Annotated in this window: 18 protein-coding genes and 1 pseudogene; 7 read left to right on the top strand and 12 right to left on the bottom strand. The window is 66.2% G+C overall.

Annotation, left to right across the window (positions count from 1 at the left end):
• Positions 1-43: 43 nt before the first annotated feature.
• On the top strand, positions 44-529 hold the full coding sequence (locus tag ABE464_RS15405; RefSeq protein ID WP_346472675.1) for a hypothetical protein: 486 nt from the start codon (positions 44-46) through the stop codon (positions 527-529).
• A 120-nt stretch (positions 530-649) separates the two neighbouring features.
• On the opposite strand, the gene ABE464_RS15400 is transcribed toward ABE464_RS15405, so the two are convergent.
• The 3 genes from ABE464_RS15400 to ABE464_RS15390 all read right to left on the bottom strand — a co-directional run bounded on the left by ABE464_RS15400 (position 650) and on the right by ABE464_RS15390 (position 6,213).
• The gene (locus ABE464_RS15400; RefSeq protein WP_346472674.1) at positions 650-1,894 is read right to left on the bottom strand and encodes a DUF819 family protein; all 1,245 of its coding nucleotides are present in this window, start codon (positions 1,892-1,894) and stop codon (positions 650-652) included.
• A gap of 136 nt (positions 1,895-2,030) precedes the next feature.
• A complete protein-coding gene (locus tag ABE464_RS15395) occupies positions 2,031-4,094 on the bottom strand; it encodes a S9 family peptidase (protein ID WP_346472673.1) in 2,064 nt (687 codons plus the stop codon).
• 148 nt (positions 4,095-4,242) lie between these two features.
• Entirely contained in the window at positions 4,243-6,213 is a 1,971-nt protein-coding gene (locus ABE464_RS15390) for an oligopeptide transporter, OPT family (RefSeq protein ID WP_346472672.1), read from the bottom strand.
• A 223-nt stretch (positions 6,214-6,436) separates the two neighbouring features.
• On the opposite strand from ABE464_RS15390, the gene ABE464_RS15385 reads away from it, so the two are divergent.
• Positions 6,437-7,588: a heparan-alpha-glucosaminide N-acetyltransferase domain-containing protein gene (locus ABE464_RS15385; RefSeq protein ID WP_346472671.1), complete on the top strand. Its 1,152-nt coding sequence runs from the start codon at positions 6,437-6,439 to the stop codon at positions 7,586-7,588.
• A gap of 133 nt (positions 7,589-7,721) precedes the next feature.
• Positions 7,722-9,497 carry an oligopeptide:H+ symporter gene (locus ABE464_RS15380; protein ID WP_346472695.1) on the top strand — a complete coding sequence of 592 codons (1,776 nt, stop codon included), beginning with the start codon at positions 7,722-7,724 and terminating at the stop codon, positions 9,495-9,497.
• A 36-nt stretch (positions 9,498-9,533) separates the two neighbouring features.
• Here ABE464_RS15380 and ABE464_RS15375 read toward each other — a convergent pair.
• The 3 genes and pseudogenes from ABE464_RS15375 to ABE464_RS15365 all read right to left on the bottom strand — a co-directional run bounded on the left by ABE464_RS15375 (position 9,534) and on the right by ABE464_RS15365 (position 14,355).
• Positions 9,534-11,495: pseudogene (locus ABE464_RS15375) on the bottom strand (prolyl oligopeptidase family serine peptidase).
• Positions 11,496-11,640: 145 nt separating this feature from the next.
• A complete protein-coding gene (locus ABE464_RS15370) occupies positions 11,641-13,614 on the bottom strand; it encodes a S9 family peptidase (protein ID WP_346472670.1) in 1,974 nt (657 codons plus the stop codon).
• A 105-nt stretch (positions 13,615-13,719) separates the two neighbouring features.
• Positions 13,720-14,355 (bottom strand): LysE family transporter, encoded by a 636-nt coding sequence (locus ABE464_RS15365; protein ID WP_346472669.1) that lies wholly within the window; start codon positions 14,353-14,355, stop codon positions 13,720-13,722.
• Positions 14,356-14,489: 134 nt separating this feature from the next.
• Here ABE464_RS15365 and ABE464_RS15360 point away from each other — a divergent pair, with 134 nt between their 5' ends.
• The 4 genes from ABE464_RS15360 to ABE464_RS15345 all read left to right on the top strand — a co-directional run bounded on the left by ABE464_RS15360 (position 14,490) and on the right by ABE464_RS15345 (position 20,336).
• Positions 14,490-15,395, top strand: coding sequence for a LysR family transcriptional regulator ArgP (locus ABE464_RS15360; RefSeq protein ID WP_019184555.1), 906 nt, complete (start codon positions 14,490-14,492; stop codon positions 15,393-15,395).
• Positions 15,396-15,512: 117 nt separating this feature from the next.
• Complete coding sequence (locus tag ABE464_RS15355) at positions 15,513-16,097, top strand: hypothetical protein (RefSeq protein WP_346472668.1); 585 nt, start codon at positions 15,513-15,515, stop codon at positions 16,095-16,097.
• Positions 16,098-16,249: 152 nt separating this feature from the next.
• Positions 16,250-17,941, top strand: a complete 1,692-nt coding sequence (mqo, locus tag ABE464_RS15350) for a malate dehydrogenase (quinone) (protein WP_346472667.1) — start codon at positions 16,250-16,252, stop codon at positions 17,939-17,941.
• A gap of 193 nt (positions 17,942-18,134) precedes the next feature.
• On the top strand, positions 18,135-20,336 hold the full coding sequence (locus ABE464_RS15345; RefSeq protein ID WP_346472666.1) for a TonB-dependent siderophore receptor: 2,202 nt from the start codon (positions 18,135-18,137) through the stop codon (positions 20,334-20,336).
• A 32-nt stretch (positions 20,337-20,368) separates the two neighbouring features.
• Here the strand turns inward: ABE464_RS15345 and ABE464_RS15340 are convergent, their stop codons facing one another.
• The 6 genes from ABE464_RS15340 to ABE464_RS15315 form a co-directional block, all read right to left on the bottom strand.
• Positions 20,369-21,595 carry an MFS transporter gene (locus tag ABE464_RS15340; RefSeq protein WP_346472694.1) on the bottom strand — a complete coding sequence of 409 codons (1,227 nt, stop codon included), beginning with the start codon at positions 21,593-21,595 and terminating at the stop codon, positions 20,369-20,371.
• A 174-nt stretch (positions 21,596-21,769) separates the two neighbouring features.
• The gene (locus ABE464_RS15335) at positions 21,770-22,429 is read right to left on the bottom strand and encodes a methyltransferase domain-containing protein (protein ID WP_346472665.1); all 660 of its coding nucleotides are present in this window, start codon (positions 22,427-22,429) and stop codon (positions 21,770-21,772) included.
• 122 nt (positions 22,430-22,551) lie between these two features.
• Positions 22,552-23,364: a DNA-formamidopyrimidine glycosylase family protein gene (locus ABE464_RS15330; protein ID WP_346472664.1), complete on the bottom strand. Its 813-nt coding sequence runs from the start codon at positions 23,362-23,364 to the stop codon at positions 22,552-22,554.
• Entirely contained in the window at positions 23,357-24,112 is a 756-nt protein-coding gene (locus tag ABE464_RS15325) for a DUF72 domain-containing protein (RefSeq protein ID WP_346472663.1), read from the bottom strand. Before ABE464_RS15325 ends, ABE464_RS15330 begins: the two co-directional genes overlap by 8 nt.
• Before the next feature lie 3 nt (positions 24,113-24,115).
• On the bottom strand, positions 24,116-24,550 hold the full coding sequence (locus ABE464_RS15320) for a pyridoxamine 5'-phosphate oxidase family protein (protein WP_346472662.1): 435 nt from the start codon (positions 24,548-24,550) through the stop codon (positions 24,116-24,118).
• An 82-nt stretch (positions 24,551-24,632) separates the two neighbouring features.
• A complete protein-coding gene (locus ABE464_RS15315; protein WP_346472661.1) occupies positions 24,633-25,466 on the bottom strand; it encodes an alpha/beta hydrolase-fold protein in 834 nt (277 codons plus the stop codon).
• Positions 25,467-25,468: the final 2 nt, after the last annotated feature.

Raw genomic sequence — 25,468 nt, 5'->3', positions numbered from 1 at the left:
CATCGCCCCTTCCGCGTTGGAAGGGGCGGTTGAGCGGTAACCCATGAACGACGCTGCCCCCACCGCCGAACCGCAGGTCACCTGTGTCGGCGATATCCGTTTCGACGATGCCCTCGCCCTGCTCGCCACCCACGATCTGCACCTGCATCGTGTGGCCGACGGCGCGCCGATTCCGGGCAGCTATTGGGGTGAACCCGAAGCCGGCATCATCGGCAGCGACGTATATGTCCGCGATGACACCCCCGTGCACTCGATGCTGCACGAAGCCTGCCACCTGATCGTGCTGCCGCCGGAGCGGCGTGCGCTGGTGCATACCGATGCCACCGATTCGGTGCCCGAAGAAGACGCCACCTGTTACCTGCAGATCGTGCTGGCCGGCAGATTGCTTGGTGTGGGCAGCGCGCAGTTGATGGCCGACATGGATGCGTGGGGGTATACGTATCGGTTGGGGTCGACGAGGGCGTGGTTCGAGCAGGATGCGGAAGATGCAAAAGCCTGGCTGGTCGAACGCGGCCTTCTTACCGCGTAAATCTGCACGTGCGGTAACTCCCGGGCTTCCTGATTTCCGGTAGTGCCGGCCGCTGGCCGGCAACCTCCTGGACACCTGACGCATCGCCTGGTTGCCGGCCAAGGGCCGACATTGCCCGGATCAGCCCTGCCCTGCCATCGCGCGGAGTGTAATGCCCACGATGTACGCCAGATACGTGCCCGTCGCGTAGCCCATCGTGCCCAGCAGCACGCCGACCGGCGCCAGCGAGGGATGGAACGCCGCTGCGACCACGGGCGCGGAGGCCGGCCCGCCGATGTTGGACTGCGAGCCGATCGCGAAGTAGAAGAACGGCACCTTCAGCGCGCGTGCCAGCGCCCACAGCAGCACGATGTGCACCGCGATCCAGATCAGCCCCAGCGCGAACAGCCACGGGCGGTCCAGCAACGCGAGCAGGTCCATCTGCATGCCGATGCAGGCAATCAGGAAGTACAGCAGCAGCGAGCCGAGCTTGGAAGCACCGGCGCCTTCCAGGTTGCGCGCACGAGTGAAGCTCAGCGCCAGGCCGCAGGTGGTGGAGATCACCACGACCCACACGAACGGCGCGTCCAGACTGAACTGCGAGGCCCAGGCGACATGGCCCTTGAACCATGCCGAGACCGGCCCGGCGATCGCATGCGACAGGCCCACCACGCCGAAGGCAACGGCGACGATCAGCATCAGGTCGGTCAGGCTGGCCACACGCTCATGCTTGGCCTGGAAGGCCTCGATGCGCAACTTGAGTTGGTCGATGCCCGAGGTGTCGGCGCCGCTGCGCGCATCGATCTTCGCCGCGCGCCCGGCCATGAAGATCAGCACGGCCATCCACACATATCCCACGCCGACATCGACCACCGCGAACTGCCCGAAGGTGGTCGCGTTGACATCGAACACTTCGCGCATGGCCAGCATGTTGGCGCCGCCACCGATCCAGCTTCCCGCGAGTGCGGCCATACCCGCCCAGGTATCGCCGGCGACGGTTGCCGGATGCAGCCACTTCATCAACTGGAACGCGACCACCGCGCCGATCATGATGCTGAGCGAGGCGCCCAGGTACATCACGATCAGTTTCGGGCCCAGCCGCAGGATGCCTTTGATGTCCACGGCCAGGGTGAGCAGCACCAGGGCAGCGGGCAGCAGGATGTCACGGGCGACCGGGTTGTAGAGCTGTGTGTTCTGGCCGTCGATCAGACCGACCGTGTTGTACACACCGGGAATCATGTAGCAGAGCAGCAACGCGGGCACGTAGGTGTAGAAGCGCTTCCACAGCCCCTGCTCGCGCGAGGCGGTCCAGAACACGGCACCAAGGGTGGCGGCGATCAGGCCGAAGACGACGATGTCGTTCTGGATCAGGGCGGGTGCTTTCACGGGGATGGGGTGCCTGGGTCGTGCCGGCTGCGGGCCGGCAACCTCATGAATACTGAAAGCGCGGTGCAGATGCCGACCGGCGGCCGGCACTACCGATGTAAAAGCGCCGCCCCTCGGGGCGGCGCCTCAAACCGGCTTATTCGCCGATGTGCTGCTTCAACCAGCCGTTGACGGTGTCGTGCCACTGCACGCTGTTCTGCGGCTTGAGCACCCAGTGGTTCTCATCCGGGAAGTACAGGAACTTCGACTCGATGCCCTGGCGCTGCGCAGCAGTGAACGCGGCCAGGCCCTGCTCCACCGGAATGCGGTAGTCGAGCTGGCCGTGCACGATCAGGATCGGCTTCTTCCAGTCGGCCACGTGGTTGACCGGGTTGAACTTCTCGTAGTTGGCGGCCTTCTCGTACGGCGTGCCACCCTGCTCCCACTCGGTGAACCACAGCTCTTCGGTGGCGTAGCCCATCATGCGCTGATCGAACACGCCGTCATGGTTGACCAGGCACTTCCACGGCTCGTTCCAGTTGCCGGCGATCCAGTTGACCATGAAGCCGCCATAGCTGGCGCCCAGGGCACACGCCTTGTCGCCGTTGAGGAACGGGTACTGCTTCTGTGCCGCGGCCCAGCCCTTCTGCAGATCTTCGAGCGGGCGGTCGCCCCAGTGCTGGCTGATCGCATCGGTGAAGGCCTGGCCGTAGCCAGTGGAGCCGTGGAAGTCGATCATGACCACCGCGTAGCCCTGGCCGGCGTAGGTCTGCGGATTCCAGCGGTAGCTCCAGCCGTTGCCGAAGCTGCCCTGCGGGCCACCGTGGATCAGGAACGCGACCGGGTAGCTCTTGCCTTCCTGGTAGTTGTACGGCTTGACCACGTAACCGTGCACGGTCTCGTTGTTCCAGCCCTTGAACTGGAACTGCTCGTAATCGCCGAAGGCGACGTCGGGCAGCATTTCACCGGCGCTCGGGGTGATCTCACGCGGGTTGGCGCCGTCGAAGGCGGCCACGATGATCTGATCGCCGCTCTTCAGACTGTTCTTCGTATACGCCAGGGTGGTGCCGGCGATCACCGGCGAGCCGATGCTGCCGCCGTCGGCGACCACTTCGGCGGTGCCGGTGGCGATATCGACGCCGAACAGGCGGTGCTCGCCCATGTCGTCGGCGCTGGTGTAGATCAGCGTGCCGTCACCGGACAGCACGATCTCGCCGGCCGAACGATCCCACTTGGGTGCGATCTCGCGGGTCTTGCCGGTGGCCACGTCCATGGCCATCAGGCCGAAGCGATCCGCTTCGAAGCCCGGGCGCTTCATGGCGCGGTAGTACAGGGTCTTGCCGTCGGCGCTGAACACCGGGCCGGCATCCCAGGCCGGGTTGGCCGCGGTCAGGTTGACCGGGGCCTGCTTGCCCTCGGCATCCAGACGGTACAGATCGAAATTGGTCGACCACGGCTCCTGCTTGCCGGCCACGCGGATCGCGGCGACCACGCTCTTGCCATCCGGCGACCAGGTGAAGTCGTCATTGCCGCCGAACGGCTTGGACGGCGCATCGCCGGCCAGCGTCGCGCTGATCGCCGAAGCACCCTTCACCGCGGCGGCCTTGCCTGCCGGCAGCGGCGCCACGAACAGCGTATTGCGGCGGCCATCGGCCCAGGTATCCCAATGGCGCACGAACAGGTTATCGAACACCTCACCGGTGTTCTTGCGCGCCTTGTGCGCGTCCAGCTTCTTGCTGGTGCACGCCAGGTCCGAACCGCAGTCCTGGAACACGCCGCTGCTGAAGGCCACGCGGTCGCCCTGCGGGGAGACGTGGAAGCTGTCCACATCGACGGGGAAGTCGGTCAGCTGGCGCGGCGTGCCGCCGGTGGTCGGCTGCGCGTAGAGCTGCTGGCTGCCGTTCTTGGCGCTCAGGAAGTACACCGTCTGGCCATCGGCCGACAGCGCTGCGGAATTGACGTTCCAACCGGCCGGAGTCAGCGGCTTGGGCGGGGCCAGGTCACGCGTGCGCAGGTTGCGGATGTACAGGCCGGTGCTGGCCTTGCTGTCGGTACCGACCACGCGCTTGGCGAAGATCACGTTGCCGCCATCGGCGGTGAGCAGCGGGCTGGAGACCCGATCCAGCGCGATCATGTCGCGCACATCCAGGCCACGCGTGGCCGCCAGCGAGGGCATCGCGGTCAGCAGGCACAACGGCAGCAGGGCGTAACGAAGTTTCATCGGGGTCTCCGCGGAACGGCAAAACGCCGATGGTAGGGCCGAGGGGTGGCCCATGCAAAGGCCATCGGTCATGCCGTGCCCTGGGCGCTCCAGAAACGACAAACCCCGCCGGAGCGGGGTTTGTCGTGACGCACACCGGGGTCGCTGGTTAGACCGAACCCACCGCGCGCTTGCCGGTGCGGTAGATCAGCCAACCAACCAGGAACAGCACGGCCAGCCCGATCCACTGCGCGCCCGGCAGGTGGAACGGCAGCGCCAGCACGTCGGCGCGGCTGCTGATCACGATCGGCACTGCGATCGCGATACCCATCAGGGCTTCACCGGTGATCAGGCCGGCAGCGAACAGCACGCCCGGCTTGTGCACGCGGTCGCGGCCTTCTTCGTCATCGGCGCGGATCTTGTGGAAGCGCTCCACCAGATAGGCGATCAGACCGCCCAGGAAGATCGGCACCATCAGCTCCAGCGGCAGATAGATGCCGATCGCGGCGGCCAGCACCGGCACGCGGAAGCGGGCGTTGCGCGACTTCAACCAGTTGTCGAAGGCAATGATCGCCGCGCCGACCACGGCACCGATGCCAATGAAGGTCCACGGCAGCTCGCCGCCGAACAGGCCCTTGGCCACGGAGGCCATGAGGTTGGCCTGCGGTGCGGCCAGCGCATTGGGATGCAGCTCGGACTTCACGCCGATGCCATACGCGGTCGCCAGCAGGTTCAGCACCGGGGCCATGATCAGCGCACACGAGAACGCACCGATGCCCAGCATCAGCTGCTGCTTCCACGGGGTGGCGCCGACGATGTAGCCGGCCTTGAGATCCTGCAGGTTGTCACCGCCGACCGCGGCCGCGCAGCACACCACCGCACCGATCATGATCGCGGCCACCGCACCCAGCGGTGCCCCGCCAACGCCCACCGGCTTCAGACCGTCGGCGCCGAGCAGCACCACCAGCACCGCCGAGGCGAACAGGATGGTGGAGATGGTGATGCCCGAGACCGGGTTGTTGGAGGAGCCGATCAGGCCGGCCAGGTAGGCCGACACCGAGACGAACAGGAAGCCGGCGACGATCATGATGAGCGTCATCGGGATCGAGACGTGCCACTGGCCCACGATGGCCTGGTACAGCGCCAGCAGCGGCAGGGTGAACACCACCAGGGCCACCAGCATCCACTTCATCGGCAGGTCGCGCTCGGTGTGCGCCAGCGCCGGGCCACCGCTCTTGCGGGCCGCGGCAAAGCCACTCTTGACGCCATTGAGCAGCGACTTGCGCAGCGAGATCAGGGTCCAGACGCCGCCGATCAGCATCGCGCCCACACCCAGGTAACGCATCTTCGCGCCCCAGATGGCGAACGCCGCCTCGGTGGAGGTGGCCGTGGCGATCGAGGCGGCCAGGGCCGGATCGGTGTTCATGAAGAACGACTGGTACAGCGGAATGGCGATATGCCAGGTCAGGATCGAGCCGGACACCACCACGATGCCGACATTCAGGCCGACGATGTAGCCCACACCCAGCAGCGCCGGGGACAGGTTGGTGCCGATGAAGGCGGTGATCTTCGAGCTGCCCACGTAGGCCGAGGTGGCCCAGGCATCCGGAATCAGGCGCAGGCCGCTTTCGGCGGCCAGCTTCACGAAGGCGCCGATCACCGCCGACACAGCCAGGATCTTCAGGCCCGGGCCGGGGTTTTCACCGGCCTTGAGCACTTCGGCGGCCGCCTTGCCTTCCGGGAACGGCAGCGGATCTTCGACGATCATCGAACGGCGCAGCGGCACCGAGAACAGCACGCCCAGCAGGCCACCCAGACCGGCGATGCCCAGCACCCACCAGTACTTGAAGTCCGGCCAGTACCCCATGATCACCAGCGCGGGGATGGTGAAGATCACGCCGGCGGCGATCGACGAGCCGGCCGAAGCACCGGTCTGGACGATGTTGTTTTCCAGGATGGTGCCACCGCCGAGCAGGCGCAGCACGCCCATGGAGATGACGGCCGCGGGAATCGCGGTGGCGATGGTCAGGCCTGCGAACAGACCGAGGTAGGCGTTGGCGGCCGACAGAATCACCGCCAGCACGATGGCAAGCACCACCGCGCGGAAAGTGAGCTGGCGTGGCGCAGCGTCGTTGTTCATGGAAGCCCCTGCTGGCAAAAAATCCCTGCCACGCTAGCGTTCATGTACGGGCAAGTCCAGTAGTGCCGGCCGCCGGCCGGCAACCCCGCACCACCTGATCGAGGCCCCTGTTGACCTACGCGGGCCGCCGCCGCTGCGACACGCCGGACTCGGCAACGTCCAAGGCCGGGCCCATCCACTTTAGTTATGTTATATCCTATCGCACCGAGCAACCGGCGCTGCTGTGACGCATTCCCCCACCTCCCGCCTGACCTCCATCGACCAGCTGCGCGGCACCGTCATTGTGCTGATGCTGCTCGACCACGTGCGCGAAACCTTCTACATGCACCAGCAGGTCGGCGACCCCATGGTGGTGGACCAGGTCGAGCCGGCGCTGTTCGTCAGCCGGCTGCTGGCGCATCTGTGTGCCCCGGTGTTCGTGCTGCTGACCGGCCTGTCGGCCTGGTTGTACGCCAGTGGCAAGCCGGATGGGCGCCGGGCCGCGTCGGCTTTCCTGCTCAAGCGCGGCCTGTTCCTGGTGGTGCTGGAGCTGCTGGTGGTCAACTTCGCGTGGACGCTGCAGTTCCCGCCCAGCGTGATGTACCTGCAGGTGATCTGGGCGATCGGCATCAGCATGATCGCGCTGGCCGGGCTGTTGTGGCTGCCACGCGGCGCACTGGCGGTGCTGGCGCTGGCCGTGATCGCCGGGCACAACCTGCTCGATGGCGTCCGCGTGCAGGGCGACGGGGTGCTGGCCGTGCTGTGGAAGGTGCTGCACCAGCGCGACTGGATCGCCGTGACCGATGGGCTGCGCCTGCGCACCTCGTATCCGGTGCTGCCGTGGATCGGCGTCATCGCGCTGGGCTGGGTGATCGGCCCGTGGTTCGCGCGCGGTGGTGACACGCTGCTGCGTCAGCGCCGCCTGTGGATGGCCGGTGCTGGTGCGCTGCTGGCCTTCGTGGCGCTGCGGGCGGTCAACGTCTACGGCGACAGCCCGTGGCAGTCCTTTGCCACGCTGGGCAGCACGCTGATGAGCGTCTTCAACGTGACCAAGTACCCGCCCTCGCTGCTGTTCCTGCTGTTGACCCTGGGCATCGGCCTGCTGGTGCTGCGCCTGTACGAACAGCCGCGCGTGGCCCGGGCGCTGGCGCCATTGGCCGACATCGGCGCGGCACCGATGTTCTTCTACCTGCTGCACCTGTATGTGCTGAAGCTGCTGTACGTGCTGGCCGACGCACGCTGGGGCCAGACCCACGGCAGCTACTTCGCGGTGGACCACGTGGCGAGCCTGTGGGTGATCACCGCCGTGCTGGCACTGGCGCTGTATTGGCCGACACGGGCATTCGCCCGGTTCAAGGCACGGCGGCGGGATCTGGCCTGGCTTCGCTATCTGTAAGCGAGCGATGCCGGGCTGCTGAGGCTGCCGGCCGGCGGCCGGCACTACGACAGCGGAGCGGCCAGACCCGGCACGGCTGACCCTTCGCCCCGGGCCTATACTCGCCCCCTTGTCCGCCCTGCCCGATCCCTCGATGACCGCAGCCGCCCTGCCCGCCTCCGCTACCTCCACCGCTACCGACGACTTCCTCGGCCATCCCAAGGGCGTCTACATCTGCTTCTTCACCGAGATGTGGGAGCGGTTCTCGTTCTACGGGATGAAGGCGCTGCTGCTGCTGTATCTCACCAAGTACCACCTGTTCGGCGACAAGGCCGGCCTGGATCTGCTCGGTGCCTACGGTGGCCTGGTCTACTGCATCCCGGTGTTCGGCGGCCTGCTCGCCGATCGCTGGCTGGGCATGCGCAAGGCGGTGGTGTTCGGTGGCGTGCTGCTGGTGCTCGGGCATCTGGGCATGGCGTTCGAAGGGCATGCCGCCGTCCGCATCGATGGCGCGATCGTGCGCGATGACGCGGCCCTGGGCATCACCTACCTTTCGCTGGCCCTGATCATCATGGGCGTGGGCTTCCTCAAGCCGAACATCTCCACCATCGTCGGCAAGCTCTACCCGGAAAACGATCCGCGCCGCGATTCGGGCTTCTCGCTGTTCTACGCCGGCATCAATCTGGGCGCGCTGTTCGCCTCGCTGGTGTGCGGCTTCCTCGGCGAAGCTTATGGCTGGAAGTACGGCTTCGGCGCGGCCGGCATCGGCATGGTGATCGGCCTGGGCATGTTCCTGTGGGGCCAGAAGTATCTGCAGGGCCACGCCGAACCGTCCGATCTGCCGGCCCTGCGCCAGCGCGTGCTGGGCATCCGCCGCGAGTGGCTGATCTATGCGGTGGCCGTGCTCGGCGTGATCCCCGTCGCTGCCCTGATGTGGGCCGCGGCCAATGGCGCGTTCGCACTCGGCGGTGAAATCAGCCTGGCCCTGATGCTGATGATCGTCGTGCTCGGCGGCGTGCTGGTCTGGTTCGCGTGGTTTACCGGTACCCGCTGCACGCCGGTGCAGCGCCAGCAGATGATCGCGCTGATGGCGCTGATCTTCATGGCGCTGGTGTTCTTCACCCTGTACGAGCAGACCTACGGCTCGTGGGTCACCTTTACCGATCGCCTGCTGACCAAGGATCTGGTGCCGTCGCTGGTGATCCAGGGTGGTACCCCGCTGCCCTGGTCGATCGCGTCGCTGCTGCTGGCGCCGTTGGGCTTCGTGGTGGCTGCACGCCTGTCGGAGCGGAACCCTGGCTCGTCTGCGCCCCGCAACCTGTTCATCGCCATCGTCGCGGCGATGCTGGTGATGCTGATCCGCGACTGCCTGGTGATTCCGCAAACGGCCGGCTCGCTGACTTACCTCGGCGGCCTGTTCCTGGTGGTACTCGCGCCACTGTTCGCGATGCTGTGGGCGTGGTTGGACCGTCGCCGCATGGACCCGTCCAAGCCGGTCAAATCCTCAATCGGGCTGATCTTCGCCGCACTGTCGTTCGTGCCCTTGGCCCTGGCCGCCCAGCACGTCGGCGCGACCGGACAGATGGCCAGTGTGTGGTGGCTGGTGCTGGCCTACCTGATCCTGGAGATCGGCGAGATGTGCCTGTCGCCGGTCGGCCTGTCGGCGGTCACCCAGCTGGCCGCACCGCGCGTGGTCAGTCTGATGATGGGCACCTGGTTCCTGGCCACCGCGTTCTCTGAAACGCTGGCGGCGCTGTTCGGCAAGCTCGCCGCGATCGAGGTACCGGAAGGCCAGACCATGGATATCGCCGGCGCCGCCGCCAGTTACGAACACCTGTTCTGGCTGCTGATGTGGATCGGCCTGGGTTGCGCGGTGGTAGCGCTGATCTGTTCGCCGCTGCTGAAGCGGATGATGCACGGGGTGAAGTAACTGCTGGGCGACGGCCACACGGCCGTCGCCCATCGATCACGGTGCGTTGTCCTTGCCGGCCACGGTGCTGGCCGATGCGGTTTTGCCTCCCAGGCTGCGTGACAGGAACGCCAGCAGCCTGGTGTAGTACTCACGCTGGTGCGCCTGCGTGTAGAAACCATGGCCTTCGGTAGGGTAGTACAGGCTTTCCACCGGCGTACCCGCTCGCTTGAGCGCGGCTTCCATCTTCTTCGTGTGCAGGATCGGCGCGCGCTAGTCTTCGCCACCGGCCGCCAGGAACACCGGCACACGGACCTGATCGGCCAAGTTGACCGGTGAACGTGCCGCCAGTGCATCGGGCGCGCCAAGCCACTCACGCAGGTACGTGCGGCCGGACCTGGCGTCGCGGATATCTCCACGCGCATGCATCATCGGCAGGTCGTAGACACCCACGTAGCCGGCGGCGCACTGGTACAGGCCGGGCTCGCGGATCGTCCCCATCAGCGCCGCGTAGGCGCCATAGCTGGCACCGTAGATGCAGATGCGGCTCTTGTCGGCCACCCCCTGCGCGATCGCCCAGCGGGTGGCATCGGTGACATCGTCCTGCATTGCCGCGCCCCACTGCTGCCGGCCCGCCTGGGTGTGCGCACGACCATAATTGGCAGAACCGCGGAAATTGACCTGCAGCACCGCATACCCCGCCGCCGCGAGCAGCTGCGTCTCGCGGTCATAGCTGCCGTCATCGAACACACCGATCGGGCCGCCATGCGGGAGCACCACCATCGGCAGATCCTTACCCGTGCTTCCGTGTGGAATCGTGAGGAAGCCGTGCAGGGGCAACCCGTCGCGCGCGGTCAGCGCCACAGGACGCACGTCTGCACTCTCCCTCGGATCGATCCACTGGCTGCGGCTGGTCAGGTGCTTGGCCACTTTTCCAACCGTGTCATACAGGTAGAAGTCGCCCGGATTACGGCCCGACCACGTTTCCACCAGCACGGTGCGTGCGTCGCGGGTGCTGGAGGTCACGTACACCGGACCATCGAAGGCCGCCTGCAGGCTGCGGTACAAGCGCGCGGTGCTCGATGCAGGATCAAAAAAACGCGTCGTCGGCACATCGCCCAGATACAGCGCGCCCACCGGCACGCGCGACCCCGGCTGGTAGATCACCCGGGCAGGATCGACCACATCATCACGTAGAAGCGTCTTCCGCTCGCGGGTCTGCGGGTTCCAGCTGACGATCGCATCGGGTCCCTTGGGCTGCTCGATCCACAGATAGGCCAGGCTGCCATCGGCGGAGAAGCCCAAGGGAATCTCCACGCGCTGGTTGACGGCCTCATCGTTGAGCATTTCCCAATCGGTCCCGCCGCGGGTGCGGTAGTACAGCTTCTTGACGTTGTCCGAACCGGCACCCAGCGCGAACCGGACCTCGCCAGCATTGTCAGTGACGAAGTCGGCGCGCTGCACAGGCGATCGCGCCACGACGATACGTCGCCCGGTGACTACATCCAGGCGTTCGATCCGGGTGTGTGGATTCTCGGTAAAAGGCCAGACCGCAATCAGCGCGTTGCGATCATCGTCCACCAGTTCATCGGTGAGGAATGCCGCAACCGATCCCTGGTTGTAGCCCTGGACGCGATACCCGACCAACAGCTCGCCGCCCTTGCCATCGGCATTGATGCCATACAGCTCGCCCGTGGCCTGCGGCTCATCCAACCGGCCGGATTTCTGCGCCAGGCCGATCACGAGCCGCTCATTGCTGACCCAATCGAAGCTGCCGGCATGGTTGTTGCGCGGTGGCCGGAACGACCCGATCAACGTCATGTCCGCCGCACGCAGGATGGCAACGGCGGTGGCATCCTCAAGCGGAATCGTCGCCGCGACATACTCCCCGCCCGGCGAAATCTTGATGCTGTTGAACGCGTCCTCACGCAGAAAACGGTCCAGCTCCACCGCGCCGCCCCCCGCCGACAGCCACGCACCTCCCACGCCCAACAGCGCGGCCAACCATTGCTTGCGCATCCTTCCCCCGGTCCCGAACACCCTGTCCAGCTGGCCGATTCTAGGCAGAACGTCGCTCTCTCGACCAGTGACCTGCCAGGACCGTAAAAACAGCATCGGCACCCGAAGGTGCCGTTGCCGTTTCAGCACACTGCGCTGGCCGGGATTACGGCTGCGCCGCCGCTGCCGCCGTGGCGGCGGTCTCACCACCCAGACTGTTGGACAGGAACGCCAGCAACTTCGTGTAGTACTCGCGGCGATGCGGATCGGTGTAGAAACCGTGCCCTTCGGTGGGGTAGTACAGCGCCTCCACCGGCACGCCCGCCTTCTTCAGTGCCGCCTCCATCCGCTTGGTGTGCTGGATCGGTGCGCGCTGGTCTTCTCCGCCCGCCGCCAGGAACACCGGCACCTTGATCCGGTCGGCCAGGTTCACCGGCGATACCGCGGCAAGCTGCGAGCGGTCACCGATCCATTCCTTCAGATAGGTTTCGCCCGAGCCACGGCGCTGGATGTCGCCGGTGGTGAACATCATCGGCAGGTCGTAGACGCCCACATAGCCCGCTGCACATTTGTACAGCGTCGGCTCTTTGGCCACGCCCATCAGCGCCGCGTAGCCACCGTAGCTCGCACCGTACATGCAGATCTTCGATCCATCGGCAATCCCCTCGGCCACCGCCCAGCGTGTGGCATCAGTGAGGTCGTCCTGCATCGTACCGCCCCACTCCCGGCCACCGGCGTGGGCGTGCGCCCGACCGTAATTGGACGAGCCGCGGAAGTTGACCTGCAGCACCGCGTAACCGGCCGCCGCCAGCAGTTGGCTTTCCATGTCGTAGGCACCGTCGTCATGGACGAAGAACGGCCCGCCATGCGGCATCACCACCATCGGCAGCCGCTTGCCCTCACTGCCCCTGGCCCGGGTGACGAACCCATGCAACGGCAGACCGTCACGGGCTTTCAGCGCGATCGGTTGGACCACCGCCGATTGGGCCGGGTCCACCCACTGGCTGCGGCTGACCACCAGATCGGCCTTCTTGGTCTGCGTATCGAAGACATAGAAATCGCCGGGATTGCTGCCGGACCAGACCCGCACCATCGCCAGCTTGCCGTCGCGCGAGGACGAGGTCACGAACACGGCCTCTCCCGGGAAGGCCTGCTCGAGACTGCGCTGCAGGCGCGCATCGGCCGAGGCTTCATCGAAGAAGCGGGTACGCGGCTTTTCCCCTTGGTATAGCGCACCGATCGGCACGGAGGTACCGCGTTTGTAAATTACCCTGGCCGGATCGACCACCTCATCGCGCAGCAGCTCACGGCGCTCGTCGGTCACCGGGTTCCAGGACACGATCGCATCCGGACCACGCGGCTTCTCCACCAGCAGGTAGGCCACGCTGCCATCTTCCGAAAAGCCGAGAGGCTGCTCGATCCGCTTGCTGACATTCTGGTCGTTGATCATCTTCCAGGGCGCGCCCGCACCCTCGCGGTAGTACAGTTTGTTGACGTTGTCCGAACCCGCACCGCGGGCGAATCGCACCTCGCCCTTGCCATCGGCGACGAAGTCGGCGCGCTGCACCGGCGCGCGCGCCACGGTGTTGCGCTGGCCGCTGATCACGTCCAGCCGTTCGGCCGTGGTGAACGGATCGTCGGAAAACGGCATCACCTTGACCAGCACACGGCGGTCATGATCCGGCAGCGCATCGATCACGAACGCGGCAACCGCTTCGACCTTTTTCGGCTGGATGCGGGTACCCAGGCCACGACCCTGCACACGGTAGCCGATCAGCAGGTCGCCCCCGCGACCATCGGCATTGATGCCGAACAACTCACCGGTCAGCTGTGGCTGATCCAGCGATCCGAACTTCTCGGCCAGGCCGATCAGCACGCGCTGGTCGTTGACCCAGTCGAAGTCATTGGCATGATTGTTCTTGGGCGGTACGAACGACCCCACCAGCTGGCTGTCGGCGCGGCGCATGATCGCCAGGCCGGTGCGGTCCTCCATCGGAATGGTGGCCGCATAGAACTCGCCCGTGGGCGAAATCTTGATATCCGTAAAGGCATCGCGGCGCAGATAGTGCTCCAGATCCACCGCACTGGCCTGGCCGGCCACCAGCAATACACACAGTCCCCAAACGCATCCCCGCTTCATCCTTCCCCCATGCTCCGTTGGACGTCATGTCCGGAACGTGGATTCTAGGCAAAAAAATGGCACCGCGAACGGTGCCATTTCCCGGACCTGCATCGAGGAGAGAGTTCAATGCATGCCGCGGAACGCGAGGCTGAGCGCCAGGATCGACAGGATCACCGCGATGGTGCCGTCCAGGATGCGCCAGGTCTTGGGCTTGGTGAACAACGGGGCCAGCAGGCGTGCGCCCAGGCCCTGGGCGGTCAGCCACATGCAGCTGGCGGTGAACACGCCGGCCGCGAAGGCCATGCGTGCGTTGCCGAAGTTCTCGGCGATGCCGCCGATGACCATCATGTCCAGCCAGAAGTGCGGGTTGATCAGCGAGAAGCCGACCGCCGACATCAGCACCGCGCGGCGTGAGCTGCTGTCGCCATCGTCCACGTGCATGCCGCCGCCACCGGCCAGCGCGCGGCGCGCCGACTGCCAGGCATACCAGGCCAGGAAGGCGACACCGCCCCACAGCACCACGGTGGTCAGCCACGGCAGCGCCTGGGTGAGCGTGCGCAGGCCGGCCACGCTGGCGAAGATGAAGATGCCATCGATGGCGGCGCAGGTCGCCACCACGGGCACGATGTGCTTGCGCAGAATGCCCTGGCGCAGGATGAACGCGCTCTGCGCGCCGACCACCGCGAACAGGCCGATGCCGGTTGCGGCACCGCTGAGCCACGCGCTGAGACCGGCACCGCCGGCAATGATCGAAAACATGGGATACCACCTGTGTATTACTGGGGGGCGGTGCCTCGCCAAGGCGTACAGCACCGGATGGCGCGTATTGTCGCGCCGCAACATTAAAAAGTAGAGCTAAACTTACTTAACCATCTTTAGCGGAACTTAAGATCATGCGCATCGACCATGCCCAGCTCCGCGCCTTGGCGGCGGTGATCCGCGAAGGCAGCTTCGAACGGGCGGCGCAGTCGCTCAATGTCACCGCCTCGGCGGTCTCCCAGCGGGTCAAGGCGCTGGAGGACCGGGTCGGGCGCCTGCTGGTCAAGCGCTCCTCCCCGGCGGTGGCCACCACTGAAGGCCAGGTGCTGGTGCAGCTGGCCGAGCAGACCGCCCTGCTCGAGCACGACGCGCTGCACCGGATGGGCATCGCCGATGAGGACCTGCCCCACGCCAGCATCCCGGTGGCGGTCAACCACGACAGCCTGGAAACCTGGTTCCCCGAGGCCGCCCTGCAGTTCGCGCGGCAGACCGGCACCACGCTGGACCTGCGCTCGGAAGACCAGGACCACACCGTGGCCCTGCTCCGGCAAGGGGCCGTGCTGGGCGCGGTGACCACCCTGGATGAGCCGGTGCAGGGCTGCCAGATCCACGCGCTGGGCAGCATCCGCTATGCCGCCACCTGCACCCCGGCCTTCCATGAGCAGCACTTCGCCAAGGGCGTCAACGCGCAGTCGCTGGCCCAGGCCCCGGTGCTGGTGTTCAACCGAAAGGACGACATGCAGGCCCGTTTCGCCCGCCGCTTGGCCGGCAACGACCTGCCGCTGACCGCACCAACCTGGTGGATCCCCTCCACCCGCGCGTTCGTGCAGGCCAATCTAGGCGGGCTGGGCTGGACCATGAACCCGCTGCCGCTGGTCAAACGCCACCTGGACGCCGGCCGGCTGGTGCACATGAAGCAGCGCGCGTGGGAAGACGTGCCGCTGTACTGGCAGCACTGGAAGGGCGATGTGCAGACCATGGCGCTGCTGACCCGGGCAGTGCTGGCGGCCTCGGCGACCCTGGTGCGCAAGAAGCGATAAACCCGACCGGTAGAGCCGACCGTTGGTCGGCTGTCGTACCGGGGCCGCATGCAGCCCTACACGACCCGACGACCCGCCCCGTTGCAGCATCGGTGCATTCCAGCCGCGGGCACGTCGATGGACACCGATCCGGTCTACCTGCACATCCGCGTGGTGCTGAGCATCATCCTCGGCCTGAGCATCACCACCCTGCTGCGCGGGCTAGCGGGCATCATCGAGCACCCCCAGCGCCGCGGCTGGTCATGGATCCACCTGTGCTGGGTGGTCTGGGCGCTGATCTCGGTGGTGACCTTCTGGTGGTGGGAGTTCCGGCTGGGCGAGGTCCGGCAGTGGACCTTCGAGTTGTATCTGTTCGTGATCGCCTACTGCGCCGCGTGGTACCTGCTGTGCGTGCTGCTGTTTCCGGACGATGTGCGCGAGTACGGCAGCTATGAGAATTACCTGCTGCAGCGGCGCGGTGGCTTCTTCGGGATGCTGGCGCTGGTCACCCTGCTGGATCTGGTCGACACCGCCATCAAGGGCCACAGCCGCTGGCAGATGCTCGGCGATGCCTACTGGGTCCACACCGTGATGATGCTGGTCATTGCCGGGCTGGGCTTCGCTCTTCGTCAGCGCCGCGCGCATCTGGCTCTGGCCCTGCTGGCACTGGCCTATCAAGCCGGCTATTTCCTCCTTGAATACTTCACCTTGGCCAGTGACTGACCCGGTCGGGCACACCCACCGGATGCTGCGTTGCACCAAATCCGTACCGGAAAGGGCTAAAATAGCGATCAAGGTACCGCTGTGACGCCCGTCTTCACGGGCGTTCCCGGCAGCGGCGGCATCCTTCCCATGTCTCCCTACCTGAGATCCCCATGAAAAAACTAGCGAAGGTCGTCCTCGGCCTGTTCGTGGTGTTGCTGTTGGCAGCGGCACTGTTCCTGTACTGGCCGCTGCATCAGCGCTCGGTCCCGGCCGCCGGCAACGACAAGCCGGTCGACGTCGTCCTGGTCGGCGGCGGCATCATGAGCATCACGCTCGCCACCTTCCTGCAGGAGCTGCAGCCAGACTGGAACATCCAGGTCTATGAGCGCCTGGACGGGGTTGCACTGGAAAGTTCGGACGGCTGGAACAACGCCGGCACCGGCCATTCCGCGTTCGCCGAGCTGAACTACACCCCGGAGCTGCCCGATGGCAGCATCGAGACCAAGCGGGCGGTCGGCATCGCCGAGCAGTTCGAGATCTCGCGCCAGTTCTGGTCGCACCAGATCCGCGAAGGCCGCCTGAGCCAGCCCAGCGATTTCATCAACCCGACCCCGCACATGAGCTTCGTCTGGGGCGATGAGAACATCGCCTACCTGCACAAGCGCCAGCAGGCACTGGTCAAGAACCCGCTGTTCTACGGCATGCAGTATTCCGAGGATCCTGCCCAGATCACGCAGTGGGCACCGCTGTTGATGGAAGGCCGCGACCCGAAGCAGAAGGTCGCCGCCACGTGGATGCCGCTGGGCACCGACGTGAACTTCGGCGTGATCACCCGCCAGCTCACCGCTGGCCTGGAACGCAGCCCGAACTTCAAACTTCATCTCAACCATGAAGTGCGTGCCCTTCGCCAGAACGATGACAAGAGCTGGAACGTGACCGTCAAGGATCTGAAGTCCGACAACGAGACCACGGTCAAGTCGCGCTTCGTGTTCATCGGTGCCGGTGGCGCCGCGCTCAAGCTGCTGCAGCTGTCGGGCATTCCGGAATCGAAGAACTACGCCGGCTTCCCGGTCGGTGGCCAGTTCCTGGCCTTCCAGGACCCGGCGATCGCCAACCGTCATTCGGTCAAAGCCTACGGCATGGCCGAAACCGGCTCGCCGCCGATGTCGGTTCCGCATCTGGATGCGCGCAAGCTGGATGGCAAGCCGGTCGTACTGTTCGGGCCGTTCGCGCTGTACAGCACCAAGTTCCTCAAGCACGGCTCGTGGTTCGATCTGTATTCCTCGGTCAACCACAACAACGTGGCCGGGATGATCGACGTAGGTCTGGAGAACCTGGACCTGGTGAAGTACCTGATGGGCCAGGCGCGTCTGAACGATGACGACCGCCAGGCCGAGCTGGTCAAGTACTTCCCCCACGCCAAGCGCGAGGACTGGAAACTGGTCACCGCCGGCCAGCGCGTGCAGATCATCAAGAAGGACCCGGAAAAGGGCTCGATCCTGCAGTTCGGTACCGAGATCGTGACCGACCAGGACCACACCCTGGCCGCCCTGCTAGGCGCCTCGCCGGGTGCCTCCACCTCGCCGCCGATCATGCTGGACCTGCTCAAGAAGGCGTTCCCCGAGCAGATGGCGGCCGGCTGGGAAGCGCGCCTGAAGGAAATCGTGCCGTCGTATGGCCGCAAGCTCAACGACAGCCCCGCGCTGACCAATGAGATCCGCCGCCTGACCAGCGAAACCCTCAAGCTGCCGTACCTGGATGTGCCGGTCGAGACCAGCCCGGCGGTAATGCTGACCCCGCCGCCGGCCGCCAAGCCGGCCGAGGCCAAGCGCAACGCCAACGAAGAACTGCAGGCCCTGTAAGCCTGCACAGGCACGGGGCTTCCGTCCCTTGCCATTGTTCCCCCCCTCCGGCCACCCTCGCGGTGGCCGGATGCGTTGCGGGATCTGGTGACGCTGAATGTTCATCATTTGTAAAGCGAATGAGAACGCTTTACATTTGCACCCCGCCGGGCTTGGGGCCCGGCCACGTCCCCCAGATCATCACGAGACCCGCATGTACGCCTGCGCTGCTTCGCTTCGCCTCCCCCGCCGTGCCCCGCTGGGCTTGGCCCTGCTTTCCGTGCTGGTGCTGAGCGCGCCGCAGGCCTTCGCCGATGCGCCGGCAGACGCCAGCAGCAACGCCGATGCCAAGACCCTGGACAAGGTCAGCGTGGTCGGTGCGCGGGCGATGCCGTCGAGCACCACGCGCCTGCCCATCAGCCTGCAGGAAACCCCGCAGTCGGCCTCCTCGATCGGCCTGCAGCGGCTGCAGGACGAATCGCTGTTCAGCATCAACGATGTGATGCGCAACGTCACCGGCGTCAGCGTCTCCTTCTATGACACCCAGCGCCCGCTGTACTACGCACGCGGCTTTGCCATCACCGATTTCCAGGTGGACGGCATCCCCACCTACAGCGGCTCGACCAACCAGGAATACGACACCGCCTTCTACGATCGCGTCGAAGTGATCCGCGGTGCCAACGGCCTGCTGAGCGGTGCCGGCGTGCCGTCGGCCACGGTCAACCTGCTGCGCAAGCGCCCGGGCAAGGAATTCGATGCCTCCTTCGCGGTGAGCGCCGGCAGCTGGGACTACCAGCGCATGGAAGCCGACGTGACCGCGCCGCTGACCGCAGATGGCCGGTTCCGCAGCCGCGTGGTCGCCGCCTACACCGACCGTGACCTGTATTACGACCGGTACCACGAGAACAAGATGGCCGGCATGGCCGTGCTGGAAGGCGACCTGACCGACAGCACCACCTTGACCGTGGGTTACCAGACCCAGGACAACAACCCGGTGGGTTCGACCTGGGGCACGGTGCCGTTCTTCAACAGCCAGGGCGACTTCGCGCACTTGCCGCGCTCGACCAACGTGGCGCCGAAGTGGAGCTACTGGCAGCGCGAGACCAGCACCGCGTTCGCGAACCTGGAACAGCGCTTCGGTGAGAACTGGCTGCTGAAGATCAATACCGCCTACACCCAGGGCAACGTGCAGAACGTGCGCGTGTACGGCAGCGGCTACCCCGATCCGGCCACCGGTGCGGGCATTTTCCTGCGCACCGCCGCCGGCGATTCGGAAGACACCCGCCGCAACGTCGATGCCTATCTGAGCGGCACATTCTCCCTGTTCGGCCGCGAGCACGACCTGACCGTGGGTGGGCAGTGGGCGGATCTGGAAGGCACCACCAACACCATCGCGCTGCGCTACCCCACCGATTGGGCGCGTTGCGGGACCGAGCGCTGCTATTACATTCCGGATATCCGCGCCTGGGATGGCGACATTTCCGAAGTGACCTACGCGCGTACCGGCGCACGCCGCGTCGCCAAGACCACGCAGAGCGGCGTCTACGTGGCTGCCCGCCTGCGCCTGGCCGATCCGCTGGCGCTGATCGCCGGTGCACGCATGAGCCGCTGGGAAACGCGGACCCGTGCCTACAACGCGGCCGGTGCGTATACGGGTACGAGCGGCGCTTACAAAGTGACGGATGAAGTCACGCCTTACGTGGGCCTGGTGTACGACATCACCCCGCAGGTGGCGGCGTATGCCAGCTACACCGAAATCTTCAACCCGCAGAACTTCAAGGACCGCAACGAAAATCTGCTGGCACCGGTTGAAGGCTCCAATCTGGAGGCGGGCATCAAGTCGCAGTGGTTCGATGGTCGCCTGACTGCCAATGCTGCGGTGTTCGAGGCCAAGCAGGACAACTATGCGGTGCTCGACACGAGCGTGCCGGAGCGTTCGCTCAGCGATGGCAGCTCGGCCTACATCGGTATCAACGGCACCAAGGCACGCGGCTGGGAAGTGGACGTCAACGGCGAGATCCTGCCGGGCTGGACGGTCAATGCCGGCTTCACCCATGTCAAGGTGACCCGTGCCGCCACCGATCTGCTGTACGCCAACCCGGCCGAAGATCTGCTGCAGCTCAACACCCAAGTGCGGCTGCGCGGCGCACTGGAGCGCCTGAGCGTGGGTGCCGGCGTGCAGTGGCAGAGCAAGGTGCAGGGTTACAACATCCCCTATCCGCTCGGCGGCACGGTGACGGTGAACCAGCCCGCGTATGCGCTCGTGCAGTTCAACGCCAACTACCGCATCAGCGACAGCTGGACGGCGACCTTGAGCGTGCGCAACGCGCTGGACAAGACCTACTGGGCCAACCTGGACTACAACAATTACGGCGAGCCGCGCTTCGTCGCGTTGAGCCTGCGCTGGAAGTACTGAGGACATCCGGTGGTGCCGGCCAGCGGCCGGCACTACCTGGGGCGCGTTTCGCGCAGGGTCCACATCACCGGCAGCACCAGTATCGCCACCACCGCAATCATCGCGCCAGGCGCCGACGACCAGCCGGTATGCCGCACCAGCAGTTCGGCCAGCAACGGCGTGGCACCACCAAAGAACGCAGTGGCCATGGTGACGCCCAGTGCCAGCCCGCTGAGCCGCCCTTCGCCGGGAAACTGCTCGGCCGTGGCCGGTGCCGCCACCGCACTCACTCCACCGGCCAGACACGCCAGCACCACCGCCGCCAGACCGATGGCCACGGTGCTGCCGCCGGCCATCACCGAGAACATCGTCAACGGCAGCAGCGCCGACAGCGCGGCCAACGCGATCAGCACCGGGCGACGCCCGACCCGATCGGACAACGCACCGGCCAATGGCGTCACCACGATCACCGCCACCGCCGCGACCGTGGACAGCCACAGCGCCTCCGATTCGCTCACCTGGCCGACCGAACCAAGAAACGCAGGTACATAGGTAATGCCGACGTAATAGGTGATCGAGCCGAGCGCGGAGATCGCGAAGGTGCGCGCAATCGCAGCCTTGTGGTGGCGCCAGGTATCGCGGATCGGCGATTCCGGCACGGTGCCCTCGGCCTGCTGTCGCTCGAACTCGGGCGACTCGTGCATGGTCGAGCGCGCCAGCAGAATCGCACCGGCCAGCGCAGCGCCGATGAAGAACGGAATCCGCCAGCCCCAGCCATCCAGCTGCGCCGTGCTGAGCAGGGCGACCGTCAGCGCTGACAACGCCACCGCCAACAGGGCGCCCACCTCGCTGGCAGCCGAGGCCAATGAGGTCACCAGCCCGCGCCTGCGCACGGGCGCGGTCTCCAGCAGATACGCCACCACCCCGGTGTATTCGCCGCCGACGGAGAAGGCCATCAGGCAACGCAGCAGCAACAGCAGCACGCCGGCGGCCGCACCGATGCTCTCGAAGGTGGGCAGCAGCGCGGTGGCAAGCATTGCCACCGTCATCAGCAACATCGAGGCCAGCAGCATGTAGCGCCGGCCGAAGCGGTCGCCAAGATGGCCGAAGACCAGTGCCCCCAACGGGCGCATCAGATACGAGACCGCAAAGCCGGCCAAGGTGGCCAGCAGCGCGTTCTCACCACCACCGAAGAACACCCGCGACAGCACCGTGGCCAGATACAGATAGAGGGTGAAGTCATACCACTCCACCACCGTGGAGAGGCCGGCGATGATCATCGAGCGCGTCTGCGGGCGCGCCGCGGGCGCCGTGACGGCCGCGCTCAAGCGTGCATCCTGGAAACACACGGGCCATCGCGGCGCGGCAGGGGACGAGATCGCATCGAGATACTCCCGGCCGCCTCGGCCGCAACTGGACGGCGACAGCCTACGTCAGTCGATCTGCACGCCGCGTCACGGGACGACGCGCCGGTAGCTCAGCAGACGGCCGTTGCCGGGCGCATTGCCTTCGTCTTCGAACAACCCCAGCTCTTCGGTCACATCGAAGCCCTGCAGCGCCATGCCACGTGAAAACGAGCCCACGTTGCCGCGACCAGGATCGGTGATGAGCAGTTCGGCATCGGGCTTGGCGTGCCGCTGCATCATGGCCGCGATCTGGTGGGCGTGGCCCCGCTCGTACAGGATGTCACTGCCGATGATGAGATCGAACCGCCCCAGCGAGCCATCGGGGACTTCCCAGGGCAGGTCCCGGTAGGTCACCGCGGGCAGGTCATTGAGTCCGGCGTTGTAGGCCAGGAAGGATTCGGCCAGCGGATGGTGGTCGGTCGCCACGACATCCGCGCCGCGATGCGCCAGCACCAGGCTGGACAGGCCCAGACCGCAGCCCAGTTCCAGGATGCGCTTACCGGCCACGTCGAAGTGACTCATGGTGTCGGCCAGCGCGCGGCCGGCCGGCCAGATCTGGCCGAACAGGCTCCACAGCGAGGAATGGATGCCGGCGCGCTCGGCGCGGCCGGTGGGGTCGGAGAACTGCTGCAGATCGCTGAGCGCGCGGATACGGAAGTCGTGGCCGCCGACCGGGATGGTGAGGATGCGGGTGGTATAGCCCGGCATGAGCGCTCCGTGGGACACGGGAGCCTTCATCCCGATCACGGCATGAAGGACTCGAAAGAAGGAGCGAGGGCGACCGGACGTCGATCGCGCAGGACGCGCGTAACTGCGTGTGACGCCCCATCCTACGCCATGCGCGTGGATCTGGCTGAACGCCTCGGAGCGGCCTTTCGCGTGGTCGCGGCAGCCTTGCGGGCAGGGGGCGCATCACCGTAACGCAGCTGGCAGACCGGGCAGAAGAACGCGCGCCGCCGGGTAGTGCCCGGGTAGGTCTTGCTGATCGGCCCGCCGCAATGCGGGCAGGTGCGCTTGGTGTGCACGAGCCACTGCTGGCGCAGCACGCCTTGCCGCTTCCAGTCCAGGAAATCGAAGCTGTATTGCCGCGCCTGTTTGATGATCTCGCCCAGCTTGCGCGGCGGCAGCGCACCGACCGTGGATTCGGGATGCACGCGGGTGCGGAACAGCACTTCGTTCTTGATGATGTTGCCCACCCCGGCAAAGAGGTCCTGGTCCAGCAGCGCGTCGCAGATCAACGTTTCCGGCTGCTGCTTGAGTTTCCTGCGCGCCAGCCTGGGATCCCAGGCCGGGTCCATCACGTCGCCGCGCCAGTCGTAGGTGTCGTCCAGCGCACCCTCGATGTACTTCACCGACGAGGCATAGATGTTGAGCTCACCGTTGTCGAACTGCAGCGATACCCGCGGTGGGGATGGCTTGCGCTCGTCGATGCGGTAGCTGCCGAACATCAGCATGTGCACACGCAGGCTGAAACCGCGGAATTCGATCAGGAAGTGTTTGCCCCAGCTGCGCAGGGCGACCACACGCCGCCCTTCCATGCGGGTCAGATCAAGCGAGCTGTTGCCGGTGGCCAGACGCACGGTCTTGCCGCGGAACTTGGCAGCGGCCTCGCGCAGGATGACGATGGAGGGACCTTCAGGCATGTCCGGGCTCCTGGAGGGCAGCGCCGCTCAGGATGTCCTGCAGCCGGGCAGCGTTGGCGATGGCGAACCCATGGGCGGTGTTGTCGAAGATCACCCAGCGCGCACCTCCCTTCCGCGCGGCGACCGTCTTCGCGACCGCATGCAGCGCCGCGTCGTCATACGCGCTGTAGTACGTGCGTGGCGCGCCATGCCATCGCCAGTAGCGCCATGCGTTGTCACCGCCCGGCTGCGCGGCCTCGGGCACACGCGCAGGGTCCGCCCCCACTCGCCCGATCCCATGGCGCTGCAGCAGCGCGTCGGCCTGCGGCGTGAACCAGCTGGCGTGGCGTGGCTCGCAGACCACGTGCACAGGGGTGCGACGGCGCAGCATGCCGAAGAAGGCGGCCGCCACGCGCGCATCGAAGACATGGCTCGGCGGCAGCTGCAACAGCAACCCGCCTAGGGTGCAGCCCAGACCGCCTACCGCGTCCAGAAAGCTGTCCAACGCGGGGCCGCACCCACGGAGTCCCGCCTCATGCGAGATCGCCTTGGGCACCTTCACAGAGAACCGGAACGCGGTCGGCACGCTCGCCGCCCAGCGTTCGTAGGTGCGCTGCTGGTGCGGCCGGTAGAAAGACGAGTTGATCTCCACTATCGGGAACCGCGTGGCGTAGCGCGCCAGCATGCTCTCGCCCTGCCCGGCCAATGCGGCGTAACGGCCGGGAATGGACCAGCCTGCACATCCGATCCTGATCGATTGGGCGGGCATTGCTTACAGGCGGATCTCGCCGTCGTCCTCGCCCGACCAGTAGTGGATGCGGGTCGCCTTGACCTGGATCAGCACGATCCCCGGCGTGTCCACACCCTGCTTGAACCAGCGCTCCAGGTCCTCCACCCAGTGTGCCTGCAGCGTCGCGCGGTCACGGCTGAGGGTGGCATGGCCTTCCACTGCCACGAACAGCGGCGGCTTGCCGAGCAGCGATTTGCTGCCGGTGAAGGACAGCGCCACTTTGGGATCGCGTTCGATCTCGGCCACCATGTCGGCACTGTCGAAGGCGAAGAAGTAGCTGTCGCCGTTGTAGTCGACGTCGCCGTTGTTGCTCATTGGCCGGCCGGCGATCTCCCCGCTGGCGGTGTGGGTCTGCAGCATGGCGAAATCGATGCCGGCCATCTTCTTGGCCAGTTCGGGCAGGGTCAGGGTGGTCATGGAATCTCCGGGGGTCAGGGCTCGTGCGCCCAGCCTCCGCGCAGCCCGGTGACCGAGGCGTGCACACCCACTTGCGGAAATTTCACATGGTCCTGGCCGTGGTCCCGCTGGGGAACAGCGCCAGCAGCGCGCGGGTGAGCATCGCCGGGTAGACCGTCAGGTGGTCCTCGTCCGGGACGACCCGCGTCTCCAACTGCAATCCCCGATAGCCGCGCCCGCGCAGCCGGTCGGCGAAGCGCAGGGTGTGGGCGACCATGTCGTTGCGCGCGGCGAACGGCGCATCGGACGCCGGAGTTTCATGTGCACCAATCGACATCCACACGCGCGCGTGCATATCCGCATGTGCCGCTGCGTAATCCGCCTCGATACGGTCAATCACATGCTGATCGAACCACAGCGAGGGGCTGGACAGGATGTACCGCTGGAACATCGCCGGGCAGGTCAGCAGCACGTACATGCCGAACAGCCCGCCATAGGAGTGCCCGGCAAAGGCACGTTGCGCTGGATCGGCCCGGTAGCGCGCCTCGACCTGCGGCAGCACATGCTGCGCCAGGAAATCGCGGTAGTGCGCCGCGCCGCCGTAGGCGATGCCATCGGTGTAGTCGTCGCCCGCACGGCGGACCGGCTCGGTCGGTGTGTAATCGCGTGAGCGGCTCTGCTGCGAGCTCAGGCCCTGCTGCGGCGGCAGCCCGACCAGGATGAAGGGCGCCAGGTGCGCGCCCCCCTGCCCGACCATGTTGCGCACGCTGCGCGCGAGCGGAAAGCTGTACAGCGCATCGGTGACATACAGCACCGGATAGCGCAGGTGCGCATCCCGCTCATACCCGGCGGGCAGCGCCACCCACACCGGATCGTCCCGGCCGGTGGGATCGCGCACCATCCACGCTTCGGTATCCGGCAGCACGACGCCGGGCATGA

Source organism: Stenotrophomonas sp. TWI587 (assembly GCF_039674145.1).
Classification (GTDB): domain Bacteria; phylum Pseudomonadota; class Gammaproteobacteria; order Xanthomonadales; family Xanthomonadaceae; genus Stenotrophomonas; species Stenotrophomonas maltophilia_AY.
The sequence above is the reverse complement of the archived record's forward strand: the minus strand, read 5'-3'. Positions and strand labels throughout refer to the sequence as shown.